The 12,958-nt window shown below is 27.8% G+C and carries 13 protein-coding genes and 1 tRNA gene; 6 read left to right on the top strand and 8 right to left on the bottom strand.

Features of this window, described 5'->3' with window-relative positions; all coding sequences use genetic code 11:
- Positions 1–3 precede the first annotated feature (3 nt).
- The 6 genes from rpsR to XO10_RS02290 all read left to right on the top strand — a co-directional run bounded on the left by rpsR (position 4) and on the right by XO10_RS02290 (position 3,565).
- A complete protein-coding gene (gene rpsR, locus XO10_RS02315; protein WP_014295957.1) occupies positions 4–228 on the top strand; it encodes a 30S ribosomal protein S18 in 225 nt (74 codons plus the stop codon).
- A 107-nt stretch (positions 229–335) separates the two neighbouring features.
- A complete protein-coding gene (gene rplI / locus XO10_RS02310; RefSeq protein ID WP_014295956.1) occupies positions 336–788 on the top strand; it encodes a 50S ribosomal protein L9 in 453 nt (150 codons plus the stop codon).
- Between the two features lie 16 nt (positions 789–804).
- Entirely contained in the window at positions 805–1,635 is an 831-nt protein-coding gene (locus XO10_RS02305) for an MBL fold metallo-hydrolase (RefSeq protein WP_014295955.1), read from the top strand.
- Between the two features lie 27 nt (positions 1,636–1,662).
- Positions 1,663–2,088 (top strand): NfeD family protein, encoded by a 426-nt coding sequence (locus tag XO10_RS02300; protein WP_175418106.1) that lies wholly within the window; start codon positions 1,663–1,665, stop codon positions 2,086–2,088.
- Between the two features lie 16 nt (positions 2,089–2,104).
- Complete coding sequence (locus tag XO10_RS02295) at positions 2,105–3,031, top strand: SPFH domain-containing protein (protein ID WP_014295953.1); 927 nt, start codon at positions 2,105–2,107, stop codon at positions 3,029–3,031.
- A gap of 18 nt (positions 3,032–3,049) precedes the next feature.
- Complete coding sequence (locus XO10_RS02290; protein WP_014295952.1) at positions 3,050–3,565, top strand: hypothetical protein; 516 nt, start codon at positions 3,050–3,052, stop codon at positions 3,563–3,565.
- A gap of 38 nt (positions 3,566–3,603) precedes the next feature.
- Here the strand turns inward: XO10_RS02290 and XO10_RS02285 are convergent, their stop codons facing one another.
- The 8 genes from XO10_RS02285 to thrS all read right to left on the bottom strand — a co-directional run bounded on the left by XO10_RS02285 (position 3,604) and on the right by thrS (position 12,942).
- On the bottom strand, positions 3,604–4,773 hold the full coding sequence (locus XO10_RS02285) for an ATP-binding protein (RefSeq protein ID WP_175421082.1): 1,170 nt from the start codon (positions 4,771–4,773) through the stop codon (positions 3,604–3,606).
- A 195-nt stretch (positions 4,774–4,968) separates the two neighbouring features.
- Positions 4,969–5,043, bottom strand: a tRNA-Val gene (locus XO10_RS02280).
- Between the two features lie 39 nt (positions 5,044–5,082).
- On the bottom strand, positions 5,083–6,234 hold the full coding sequence (locus XO10_RS02275) for a glycosyltransferase (RefSeq protein WP_175418104.1): 1,152 nt from the start codon (positions 6,232–6,234) through the stop codon (positions 5,083–5,085).
- A 24-nt stretch (positions 6,235–6,258) separates the two neighbouring features.
- Complete coding sequence (locus XO10_RS02270) at positions 6,259–7,245, bottom strand: glycosyltransferase (RefSeq protein ID WP_175418103.1); 987 nt, start codon at positions 7,243–7,245, stop codon at positions 6,259–6,261.
- Positions 7,246–7,258: 13 nt separating this feature from the next.
- Positions 7,259–8,284 (bottom strand): lysylphosphatidylglycerol synthase transmembrane domain-containing protein, encoded by a 1,026-nt coding sequence (locus tag XO10_RS02265; RefSeq protein WP_175418102.1) that lies wholly within the window; start codon positions 8,282–8,284, stop codon positions 7,259–7,261.
- 12 nt (positions 8,285–8,296) lie between these two features.
- Positions 8,297–9,583 (bottom strand): cyclic nucleotide-binding domain-containing protein, encoded by a 1,287-nt coding sequence (locus XO10_RS02260; RefSeq protein ID WP_014295947.1) that lies wholly within the window; start codon positions 9,581–9,583, stop codon positions 8,297–8,299.
- Positions 9,584–9,603: 20 nt separating this feature from the next.
- Entirely contained in the window at positions 9,604–10,884 is a 1,281-nt protein-coding gene (locus tag XO10_RS02255; protein WP_014295946.1) for a Crp/Fnr family transcriptional regulator, read from the bottom strand.
- Positions 10,885–11,019: 135 nt separating this feature from the next.
- Positions 11,020–12,942, bottom strand: a complete 1,923-nt coding sequence (gene thrS, locus XO10_RS02250) for a threonine--tRNA ligase (protein WP_175421134.1) — start codon at positions 12,940–12,942, stop codon at positions 11,020–11,022.
- Positions 12,943–12,958: the final 16 nt, after the last annotated feature.

The following is a 12,958-nucleotide window of genomic DNA, read 5'->3' as shown; positions in this document are numbered from 1 at the left end:
AACATGGCATTTAGAAGACCAAGAAGAGTAAAAAAATGTAAATTATGTTCTCAAAAAATAGAATATATTGATTATAAAAACGTTGATTTATTAAAAGATTTCATTAACGAAAAAGGTAAAATAATTCCAAAAAGATTAAACGGAAATTGTTCAAAACACCAGAGAATGGTTAAAAAGGCGATTAAAAGAGCAAGACACATGGCATTATTACCATTCATTAGTGACTAATAATATAAGGAGGCTGAGGCCTCCTTTAATTTTTGTTATTCCATTTTCACATTAAATTTAACTAAATTGTGATATACTTAATAAAGAAAGAAACAAGGAGGGGTTATATGAAAGTAATGTTATTGAAAGATGTAGCAAAAGTTGGTAAAAAAGGGGAAATAGTAAAAGTTTCTGACGGTTACGGAAGAAACTATTTAATACCAAGAGGACTTGCAATTGAAGCGAAAGAAGGAGAAATAAAACACGTTCAAAAAATACAGGAAGTAAAAAAAGAAGTAAAACAAAAAAGAAAAGAAAAAATGGAAAAATTACTTAAACAACTCCAGGAAAAAGTTTATAAATTAAAAATAAAATGTGGAAAAAATGGAAAATTATTTGGAGCAATTACAGCAAATGATATTGCAAAACATATAAAAGATAGTACAAATATCGATTTTGATAAAAGATGGTTTACAGAAAAGGTTAATATTAAAGAAGTAGGGTTATATACACTAACAATAAAACTTCCAGAAGGTGTAAAAGGAGATATTAAGGTTAAAATAGAACCGTTAGAAGAATAATGGATGGTGAAAAATTTTGGAATTTATAATTCGTTCAAAGGCATTATATACTACATGGGTTTATTATAAACCTGATAGGCTTTTATTTGATGTAGGCGAAGGAATAAGCGCTGCGTTAGGAAACAAGATATACAGTATAGAAAAGATATTTATTTCACATTCTCACGTTGATCATATTGCAGGTTTGTGGGGATTTATAAATACCAGAAACAATGCAATGGGAAGTCGAGAAAAGGGGTTAACAATTTATTATCCTAAAGGTTCTAAAAATATAGAAGAATATCTAAACTTTATCCAGAGAATGAATAAATATTTAAGATTCAAACTTGAATTTATTACCGTTGAACATGGTGATATTATCCCTTTAAAAAATAACAGATATTTAAAGATTTTCAAAACAAGGCATACTCCAGGCGAAAAATCTGTTGGTTTCCAGATTCTTGAAAACAGAAAACGTTTAAAAAGTGAATATCAAAATCTATCTGGAAATGAAATAAAGGAATTAATAAGTAAAATGGGTAAAGAAAATATATTGGAAAAATATACAAAAAAATTAGTTACTATTAGCGGAGATTCGTTACCTGTATCACCGGATATTATAGAAGATAGTGATATATTGGTACATGAATGTACTTTTATAAGAGAAAAAGATAGAAAATTGCGCAATCATACATCATTAGACGAAATAAAAAAATTATTAACACAAATTAAGCCAAAAAAGGTTATTCTTTATCATATTTCAAGCCGATATACAAGGTTAATTAAAAAAACAAAAGAAGAATTATCCAGTGAATTTAAGGATATAGAGTTTCATATTGTACATCCAGAAGAAATTTCCATAATATAGCGAAACATATGGAAAGGGGGAGTTAAAATGCTGGAATGGCAATTCTGGATAATATTGGGGATTATTTTTGTTATTCTTGAAATTATTACGCCAACATTTTTCTTTTTATGGTTTGGAATTAGTAGTTTTATTACTGCCATATTAGGAATATTTACAACAAACAAAATAATTACAACCACATTTTTTATAATACTATCCTTTATACTTGTGATTTTTTCAAGAAAAATTGTAAAGCCATGGCTTAAAAGTTCTGAAAATAGAAAATTCAGTCTTGATGAATTAGAAAATGCAACAGGAATTGCAATTTCAGATATTGGGAAAAACAAATCTGGAATAGTAAAAATTTTCGGTGAAGAATGGAAAGCAATGTCGGATGAAGAAATAAAATCAGGGGATAAAATTGTAGTTTTAAAAAGAGAAGGTAATACATTAGTTGTAAAAAAACTTTCTTGAAGGGGGATGATTAAGGATGTATTTATTAACTATTATAGCTGTATTTGTCATTTTAATAGCAGCTACAAGTTTAAAAATTATAAGGCCATATGAAAAAGGTTTAATTGAACGTCTTGGGAAGTTTCATAGAGAGGCTCAACCAGGATTACAGTTTATTATTCCTTTTCTTGATAGAATGATAAAGGTTGATATGAGGGAACGTGTAATTGATGTTCCACCACAAGAGGTTATTACAAAAGATAATGTTATTGTAACCGTTGATGCTGTAATCTATTATGAAATAACAGAAGCATTTAGAGTTATCTATAATGTAAATAATTTCCAGCTTGCAGCTATAAAACTTGCACAGACAAATTTAAGAAATGTAATAGGTGAACTCGAACTTGACCAGACATTAACCTCAAGGGAAATGATCAATACCAGATTAAGAGAAGTGCTTGATGACGCCACGGATAAATGGGGTGTTAAAGTAACAAGGGTAGAAATTAAAAAGATTGATCCACCAGATGATATAATGGAAGCAATGAGTAAACAAATGAAGGCTGAAAGGATGAAAAGGGCTGCAATATTAGAAGCTGAAGGTTATAAACAGGCAGCTATCTTAAGAGCTGAAGGAGATAAACGTTCTGCTATATTAAAAGCCGAAGGTGAAGCTGAATCTGTAAAAAGAGTTGCTGAAGCTAAGAAATACAAATACGAAGTTGAAGCAGAAGGTCAGGCAAAAGCTATTATTAACGTATTCAAAGCAATACATGAAGGTCAGCCAACAGAAGATTTATTAAAGGTAAAATACTTAGAAACTTTACAGGAAATGGCAAATGGTCAGGCTTCAAAATTATTTATACCTTATGATATAATGGGCGTTTTAGGATCTGTTGCAGCAATGGTTGAATCAAAATTGCCACAGGAGAAAAAAGAAGAAAAAAAGGAAACTTCTGAATAAAAAGAAAGGAGTTTTTTAATGACGTTTTATTACATATATTTGATTTTTGAATGTTTTGTAGCATCATTTCTGGCATTCTTCCTTGCACAGTATTTTATAATTTCAAACAAAAGACCTTTCTTTATAATTGAATTCTTTAACATGTATAACTTTTTAGGAAGTGTTGTGCTTCTAAAAATGCTAAATGTGGAATATTATAAGTTAAGTAATCTATTATTGTTTATTTCGCTTATTCTATTTTATACAAGATCATTTATGACAGCTAAGGATAAATTTGATAGCAGATTTAGATCAATGATACTTTCATTTGGATACACAAGGGAATCATATTTCTATCGTTTTCTTATGAAAAGAATCTTGATTAGAGGACTTGAAGGCTTTTTCTTTTCAATAGCGGCGATATTAATGATTAATAAAATTCCATTCTGGTATAACTTTTCAAATAATTTTGATGAATTTATGTATGTTGTGTTATTTTTATTTGGTGCTGGACTTATTAAATCATCTAACTATGGAAAAATTTCAAGAACATAAATCAAAAAAGCTTCCTGATTTTCAGGAAGCTTTTTTGATTAATATAAAAAGCCTATAAGCCAGAGAGGAATGGAATTTTTAACTGGAATTTCAATGTCATCTTTTAAAACAAAATCAGCCTTTTTAATTTTTTTATTTTTCCCACCAACTTCAATAAGTTTTCCATCAATTACAAAATCACCATATTCTTCTTTTTTAGATGAATATACCTTCATTCCTGCTTCTGAAAAGAGTGCAGCAACATATGCTTCTCTTAAGTTTCCAGAATCACCATTAAAAATTTTATATATTCCAGGATCATATAAAAATATTTTTGAACCTACAGAATTGAGTTTATAATCTTTTTCATGTCTTATAATTCTTATTACTTTTATAGCTTCAAGAGCATTTAGAAGTTGATAAAGCTTTTCTTTTCCAATTGAAAATTCTTTACACAGTGAATTTATTATAAGTCGTGGTATTTTAGATAATGCCAGATATCCAATGATTGCATTTATTATTCTTAAATAATTTTCTCGTAATTGTGGAAGTAAAAATAAAATATCTGATTGTATGGACTTTTCTACAATTTTTAAAAGCTTATTATCATACATATGTAAATCTTCAAGAAAAATTGGTCTAAATCCATGGTCTATATAGTCTCTATATAATGAGAGTACGTTAATTTCGGAAATTATTTTTTTGATGATTTTGGGATCATAATCAAAAGGATCGATTATAGGATAAAGTTTTCCATCAACAAGATAAATAAATTCGCGAAGTGAAAGCAAAGGAATTTCTATAATTGGGAAACGTCTTGAAAGATCAGAAACTCCTTTTTGTAAAATTATACTGCTACTATCACTTACCCAGATATTCTTATCAGGAAAGACATCATAAATTCCTTTTAAATGAATACTCCAATCATTTGCAAAATGAACCTCATCAATAAAAACACTTTCATAGCCTTTTAAAAATGCGGCTTCTACAAGATCAAATAATGGTATTGTTGAAACAATAGGGTTATCTGCTGATATATAGAGAGCATTTTTTTCTTTTAAATTTTTTAATAAAAAGGTTGTTTTTCCAGTTCCACGAGAACCAACTAACATTAAATTTTTTGTATCTTTGTTAATAGTATCAAAAAAAGGTCGGAATTTTTCAGGTAAAATATAAAGCAGTTTTTCCTGAAAAACTTCTAATTTTTCAATTATTAGATCTTTGTTCATCCTTACCACCTCTTTAAGTCCTGAATCAGAACTAAATATGCATAAAATAGTTCTATATGAATATATTATACCATAAAAATACATAATTTAAGAATATATTGGTTCTGCCTCAGAACTAAATATGCATAAAACGGTTCTGTCCCAGAACTGTTTAAGGAGATATATAATAAAAATAAAAAGCCCTTAAAGGGCTTTTGGTGGGTGCTGCAGGGATCGAACCTGCGGCCTCTTCCGCGTCAAGGAAGCGCTCTCCCACTGAGCTAAGCACCCTAATTACCGTATAAATTCTACCATAAAGAGATTATTTTGTCAAGAATTTAAAACATCTTTATATACCTCTATAATTCTTTTAACCGATACTTCTATTGAATAATTTTCTTTTACAAATTTAATTCCATTTTCTGACAATTGTTTATGCAATTCATGGTCTTTTAATACTCTTAAAATTTCGTGAACAAAATCATCTTCATTTAATTCTTTGATCATTATTCCACCAGCATTTTCGTGATTTAAAAGATCGTAAACTCCCATTTTTCCAAGTGCTACAACAGGTGTTCCTGCTGCCATAGATTCTAAAACCACAAGACCTTGAGTTTCTGTATATGAAGCAAATACAAAAATATCAGCCTGTTTATATGCTTCTAATACCTTTTCACGTGGTTGGCCACCTGTAAAAATAACCTTTTCCTGCAAGCCGAGATTTACAACCATTTCCTCTAGTTTTTCTCTTTCTACACCATCACCTATAATGACAAATTTAGTATTCTTTTCATTATTTACAACTTTTGAAAATACATTAATTAAGAAATCTATATTTTTTTCTGGCCCAAGCCTTCCTACAAATAATAAAATTCTTTCATCAGGCATTATATTATACTCTTCTCTAAGATTCCAGGTTATTTCTTTATTAAAAATTTCTGTTTCTATTCCAGTAGGAATAACCACTATATGGTCTTCAGGAACACCATAATCAACTAATACTTCTTTTATATTTTCTGTAGGTGAAATTACCTTGTCTAATTTCAAACACCAATTTCGTATCATTTTTTGAGTTTGTTTTAAAGTTGGTCTAATAATTAAAGGTAAATATTTTCTATAATATTCATACATTGTATGATGGGTTCCAACATGTTTTATTTTTAATAATTTTGCTAAAAATTCTGCAAGAATTCCCATTGAAAAAGGATCTTGCGAATGAATTATGTCTAATTCTAAATCCTTTATTTTAAAAATATCTCCTGAAATTGGAATGGCAATTCTTTGTTCTTTTTCAAATAAGAATTTAATTGCAGGAAATTCAAAAACGTTTTTTTCATTTCTTTTATAATTATGAGAATATCTTGGTACAAATAAATATACATTATGTCCTAATTTTTCCATTTCCTGTTTATATAATTTTACAGCAGTAGATACACCATTCTTTTGTGGGAAATATACATCTGAAAATATGCCTATATTCATATTTTTCACCTCATATTAAAACTTTTATTTATATTGCTTAATTTTGTCTACCAAAATAGGCTCTTTTGATTTTGAAGGAAGCATGGTTATTCCCATTATATTTTTTTTACCATGTTCCAAACCCAAATCAACAAACTTCAATTTATCTTTTTCGACAATACTCCATACAAATCTATCATAGTATAACCATAATTTTCCCAAAGATCTTAAAAAAATATTTGGTTCTTCTTCAAAAGCATTATACGCATTTCTAAAATGATAATATAATCTCCATCCATCTACATTTACTTTTTTAAAAATAAATCTTTTTTTAATTCTTTCAGGTTCTATATTTTTTGTTTCATCGTATAAAATAGTATCTTCCCATGATTCGGCAAAATTCCATGCTTTATGAAAAATATATGCACCCTTTACAGTATACATATAATATCCTCGTCTTCTTATTCGAAATCCATATTCAACATCCTCAAAACCCACAAAATACTCTTTTTTAGGATATCCAACTTCTTTTACCACAGAAGTTTTTATCATAAATCCAACAAATACAGTAAATTCTCTTTTTTTTAGCCAGATATTGGTATTATTATCATTTGTTTTTTTAAAGAAATCTTCTTCTATGGTTATTACATCATTTTGTAAAACAGCTGTATTATTTCTTTTGTTTTCAGGTAAAGATAAATATGCATTTATCATTTTTTCTAAAGCTTTTTTCTCAGGTAGAGCATCATCATCCATTAACCATATCCAATCATATTTTTCCTCTTTTTCCAGGTATTTTATACCTTCATGATATCCTCCACCACTACCGATATTTTCATTGATATTTAAAACTTCAATTTTGTCATTGTTTAAACTTTCTAAGTATTCTTTTGTACCATCGGTAGAATTATTATTAACTATTAATATTTTTTCAAGTTCATATGTTTGATTTAAAAGCGCGTTTATTCCTTTTTTTAATAATTCTTTCCTATTATGTGTGAGAATTAATCCAGCTACTTTTTCTTTTTTCATAATGCCCTCCGGTTTAATTTTCGCTTATTTGATTAAAAAATAGATTCTTATTTAAAAATAACATTATTAGTCCAAACACTATTTGAAAATAATAAGTTGCTATTCTCCAAATTAATATAGAGATTAAAACATTTGAAGAATTTTTAAATATTGAGGAATAAATGAGAACATAAACAGCTTCTAAACCTCCACTCGAACCTGGAGTAGGAAAATAAAAAACCAATAAATATACTAATAAATACAAAGGGAAAAAGGTGAAAAAATCGAGATTAAAATTTTGAATTTTATAACTAAAAACAACATACAATGTGTAACTCTGTATCATTAAACTTAAAATTCCCAATATTATATCAATAACCATAACAAAAAAATTTTTTTTCCATAAGAAGGCTATATTTTCTCTTAACTCCATAGTCCAACTTTCTAATTTTAATATTCTTTTCTTCTTAAGTTTTGGAAATTTTTTTAATATTTTAATTACCAATAAAGGTTCTACTAATAAAGCAGTAAAAAATATTGAAAATATTATTGTAACAGTAAAACCACCTAATAATACTTTGTAACTTAAAACTTCTTGATTAACAATAAACTTGATTTTTGAAATAAATACCACAATTAAAAAAATAACAGTATATTGATATTCAATAAATTTAGAACTTATCATGGCTGTTGACTCACGAGCTTTTATTCCTAACATTTTTAAATGATATATTTGAAATGGTTGTCCCCCCATTGCAAGAGGTGTAATGTATGTAAAAAGATAATTAATAACGGAATTAGTAAAAGCATCTTTAAAAGTAATTTTATGACCTAAAGATCTTAAAACTATATCTAATCTTATGGCTTCAATAATATAAACTGCAATAAAAATAATAAATGGAATAAAAAAATCACTTAATTTTGTATATAAAATAGTTTCTTTTATCTTTTCAAAATCAGAATAAAAAATAAATACAATATTTACAGCCAATCCAATAAAAATAGCTAATAAAATATTTTTTATGATCATTTTCTTATTAAATATCTTGTTTTCTGTCAATTAGATACCTCCCTATATAAACTTCAACGTCCCATCTGTTCTCAATCTCGCAATATTTGATTTAAAAAGGTAATCGATAACTTCATTTGGTTTTTTATCAGTAATTCTAAACAAACTCAATATTTCTTCAATTTTTAAATGAGATTTATTCAATGTATTTTTACCATATTTTTTAATCATATATGTTAATTTTTCGTCAAAATTCATTGGAGAAGCCCAATATCTTTCGAATTCTAGTCTCATAATAAGCTTCTTTACTATTTTTAATCCAAAACCAGGATCATTGGTAACCAATGAATCTAAATTATTTTTTTCAATTTTTATCATTTGTAAAGGTGTTGAAGTAAATACAGTTGCAGTTCTTTCAACATCTTTAAAACAAGCAATTTCACCTACTATTTCTTCATTTGATAAAATTGCTAACAATTTTTCACCGTGAGGTGAAAATTTTGATACTCTAACATTTCCCGAGAGAATCATAAATGCCCAATCTCCTTCTTCCCCCTCATGAAATAATACAGTATGAGATGGAAGCAAATATCCACTTTTTAAGTAAGTGACAAGTGGTTTTATTAAAGGTTTATTTGTAATAACCGACTCAAAAACCATAAATGAAAATAACTCTTTTATAAACGGATATTTTTCTCTTAGAGTTTTTTCAAGATAATATTTTTTATCTGGAGAGATTAATATCATGCACAAATCTTTCCAGATTTCAACTTCTGCCTGAAAATACATATCGAATTTATTAAATTGAATCTTTTTAAATTCATTTAAAGCTTCCTTTATTTTTCCTGCATTAAAAAGTTTTCTACCGTTTTCATATAATTGTATGTTATGATCTTTTATACTTGTATATTCCCTTCTTCTATGTCTTTTAAGGTATTTTTTCGAAATATCAACAACATCTAAGTTTTTATCAATAAGATGCTCCGAATTTTTCTTATTCTCATTTTCCTTCTTTATATCTCCGAATATTTTTTTATTTAAACTAATAATTTTTTCTATATACTTTTTTATAAGATATATAACCAGACTGGAATTTGATAACAAAAATTTTTCTACGAGTTCTTTTTCCAATAAAAGAACCCTACTATTTTCAATAACTCTTATTGATTCAAAAGATTTTATCCCTGGAATAAGCAATTCAGCACCAAATATTCCTTTAGTTTCATATGAATGATGAGCACAAAAAGAAGATGTTGTTTCTAACATCCCTTCTTTTAAAATTATCAAGTTTTCAACTTCGTTTCCCTCATTTACCAAAATAGTTTCCGGAGCATATAACCTTTCTTTCATATAATCACATCCCAAAAATATTATTTAAAATAAAGAGTTCCATCAGGTCTAATTGTGGATATTTTATTTTTGGATAATATTGTTATAAATTCAGAAATATCCATTGTTAAACCTGATAGATTTAAAAACTGTTGGGGGGTTAGCTTAAATTTATTTAATCTTTGACGGCTGTATTTATTAATCAATACTTTTGTCTTATCGATTAAATCTGTATTAGCTATTAGTTTTTTTTGAAAATCAACTCTTTTAATAAGGGCTTTTAAAATATTTCTACCCAATAAATAACTTTCATTTATCAAACTTTCCAGATTATCTGAGGTTATATAAATAAACTGTAAAGGAGTTTTTGTAAAGACGGTAGCTGTTCTTTGAACATTTTCAATTACAGCAATTTCCCCTACAATTTCTCCTTCAGTAAGAATATTTAATAATATTTCTTTATTGTCTAAAAATTTTGAAATATATACACTCCCGCTAACGTTTAAAAAGGACCAGTCACCTTCTTCTCCTTCGAAGAACAAAACGGTCTTGGCGGGAATTAAATACCCTTTTTTAAAATAAGTTTTTAAGTTGCTGTCAATTTTTTTATCCTTTATGCTTTTATTTAAAATAAAGAAAGATATAAGTTCATTTAAAAAATCATATTTATAATGAAGCGTTTCAAGCATTTTTTCATAGTTATTATTTTGCATAAAATAAAGGCAATATATTTTCCAGATTTCTATTTCGGCTTTAAAGTATTTATCTTCTATATTTGATAAATCTATATTTTTTAAGTTTTCATAAGCTTCTTCATATTCTTCAGATAATATTAATTCTCTTGCTGATATATATTTTTGTATAAAATCATCAGAAAAATAATGCCAGTTATATTTATATATTTTTTTAAAAATCTTTTTAACTTCTTCAACCTCAATTTCAGTTTTGAAATCTTCAGCAAGTCTTCGTTGATTTTTTTTGGTAAAAAAATCAGTAGCTATTTTATCATTCATATTAACAAGCATTTTTATTCTCTTTTTTATAGCCAGACTTAATAATTCTTTATTATTTTTTAAAAATTCTTCCGCTTCTTTTTTATCTGTAATTAGTTCGACTTCCGAATTTCTAACATTTCTCAGCGATTCAATGGTTTTTATGTTAAAAAGGAATTCTTCAGAAAAAATCCCCTTTTTAATAAAGACTTTTTTATAATTACAAAATTTTGATTCACTTAACAAATGGCCGTTTTTTAAAACAACCAAAGCTATTGGGTCCTCGTTTTCTAATTGTAATATTTCGTCATTTTTATATTTTTTTATCATAAATATTCCCCCAATACTCTCCATTATAATTATACTCTTTATAGATTTAAAAATCAAATAAGGGAATTTCCATTTTTTGAAAATAAAAATACAGTTGCGGCTTATTTTTTAAACCGCAACTGTACTTAATTAATTTTAATAGCTTAACTTTAAGCTTCTATTTTTCACTTCTTCATGTATAGTTTTAATAATATCTTCAAGAGAGATATCTTCTACAGTATTACCTTCTCTTGTTCTTACATTAAACTTATTTGATTCAACCTCTTTTTCACCAATAACAATCATATATGGAATCTTTAATAATTGTGCATTTCTAATTTTGTATCCTACTGTTGCATTAGAATCATCTAGTTTTACTCTTATTCCTTCTTTGTCTAATTTTGCTGCAATTTCTTTACTGAATTCAACATATTTATCAGAAACAGGAATTACTGCAACCTGTTCTGGTGCAAGCCATGTTGGGAATGCACCTGCAAAGTTTTCAATTAAAATTCCAAAGAACCTTTCAATAGAACCATATATTGCCCTGTGTATCATAACAGGTCTTTGAAGTTCATTATTGTGGTCTACATAGTGAATATCAAATCTTTCTGGCATCTGGAAATCAAGCTGAATTGTAGCACATTGCCATTTTCTTCCTAATGAATCCCTAATCTGGAAGTCGATCTTTGGACCGTAAAACGCTCCGTCACCCTCGTTAATATTATAATTTATTCCTGATTTTTCAAGTGCAGCCTTTAATGCATTTGTAGCGATTTCCCAGGTTTTTTCATCACCCATATGGTCTTCAGGCATTGTACTTAAATTTGCTTCATATTCAAAACCAAAAGCGTTGTATAATTCATTTGTAAAGTCCATAACCTTGATTACTTCTTCTTCAATTTGATCTTTTGTACAGAAAATATGTGCATCATCCTGAGTGAATGCTCTTACCCTGAATAACCCATGAACAACACCGCTTCTTTCATATCTATGAACCTTACCAAATTCAGAATATCTTATTGGAAGGTCTCTATAACTTACAACCTTTGATTTATAGATTAAAATATGTCCAGGACAGTTCATAGGTTTAATTGCATATTCCATCTCATCTTTTTCTGTGAAATACATATTTTCTTTATAATGATCCCAGTGACCTGACTGATGCCAGAGCTTTACATTCATCATTAATGGTGTGAGTATTTCTTCATATCCATATTTTTTATGTAATTCTCTTGAAAATTCTATAAGCTGATTAATAACTTTAGCTCCTCTTGGTAAGAAGAAAGGCATTGCAGGTGCCAATTCGCTATCAAACATAAATAATTCGAGTTTTGGACCTAATTTTCTATGATCCCTTTTCTTTGCTTCTTCAAGCATTTTTAAATATTCATCTAATTGTGCCTTTTTAGCAAATGCTGTACCATAGATTCTTTGAAGCATTTTATTTCTTTCATCGCCTCTCCAGTATGCTCCTGATACAGATAATAATTTAAATTGTTTAATTTTCCCTGTTGAAGGAAGATGAGGACCTCTACAAAGATCAATAAATTCTCCTTGTTTATAGTATGTAACTGTATCATCTTCTATATCTTCGAGCAATTCAACCTTATATGGTTGATTCATTTCTTCAAACATTTTCTTTGCTTCTTCTTTTGAAATTTCAAATCTTTCGATTTTTAAATCTTCTTTTATTATTTTCTTCATCTCTGCTTCTATTTTTTCGAGGTCTTCTTCGGAAATCTTTTCTTCCATATCAAAATCATAATAAAATCCATTTTCTATTACAGGACCAATTGCAAGTTTTACATCTTTTCCATATATTCTCATTACTGCCTGTGCCATAATATGAGCCATTGTATGTCTGAAAATTACAGGTGCTTCAGGATCTTTATCTGTAATTAATTTTACTGTTGCATCAACTTCAATAGGTCTTGTTAAATCATATAATTCTCCGTTTACCAATGCACCTACTGATTGTCTGTATAATCCTTCAGAAATTCCTTTTGCAATTTCTGCTGCAGTAATTCCTTTTTTATATTCCTTTTCTGAACCATCAGGCAATACAATCTTTATCATTTCCATATATAATCAC

It is taken from the genome of Marinitoga sp. 1135 (assembly GCF_013363245.1).
GTDB lineage: Bacteria > Thermotogota > Thermotogae > Petrotogales > Petrotogaceae > Marinitoga > Marinitoga piezophila.
The sequence above is the reverse complement of the archived record's forward strand: the minus strand, read 5'-3'. Positions and strand labels throughout refer to the sequence as shown.

Bases quoted from the DNA above. Each gene is read 5' to 3' on its own strand.
- rpsR (WP_014295957.1), top strand. From the start codon at position 4: ATGGCATTTAGAAGACCAAGAAGAGTAAAAAAATGTAAATTATGTTCT.
- rplI (WP_014295956.1), top strand. From the start codon at position 336: ATGAAAGTAATGTTATTGAAAGATGTAGCAAAAGTTGGTAAAAAAGGG.
- XO10_RS02300 (WP_175418106.1), top strand. From the start codon at position 1,663: ATGCTGGAATGGCAATTCTGGATAATATTGGGGATTATTTTTGTTATT.
- XO10_RS02295 (WP_014295953.1), top strand. From the start codon at position 2,105: ATGTATTTATTAACTATTATAGCTGTATTTGTCATTTTAATAGCAGCT.
- XO10_RS02290 (WP_014295952.1), top strand. From the start codon at position 3,050: ATGACGTTTTATTACATATATTTGATTTTTGAATGTTTTGTAGCATCA.
- XO10_RS02285 (WP_175421082.1), bottom strand. From the start codon at position 4,773: ATGAACAAAGATCTAATAATTGAAAAATTAGAAGTTTTTCAGGAAAAA.
- XO10_RS02275 (WP_175418104.1), bottom strand. From the start codon at position 6,234: ATGAATATAGGCATATTTTCAGATGTATATTTCCCACAAAAGAATGGT.
- XO10_RS02270 (WP_175418103.1), bottom strand. From the start codon at position 7,245: ATGAAAAAAGAAAAAGTAGCTGGATTAATTCTCACACATAATAGGAAA.
- XO10_RS02260 (WP_014295947.1), bottom strand. From the start codon at position 9,583: ATGAAAGAAAGGTTATATGCTCCGGAAACTATTTTGGTAAATGAGGGA.
- XO10_RS02255 (WP_014295946.1), bottom strand. From the start codon at position 10,884: ATGATAAAAAAATATAAAAATGACGAAATATTACAATTAGAAAACGAG.
- thrS (WP_175421134.1), bottom strand. From the start codon at position 12,942: ATGATAAAGATTGTATTGCCTGATGGTTCAGAAAAGGAATATAAAAAA.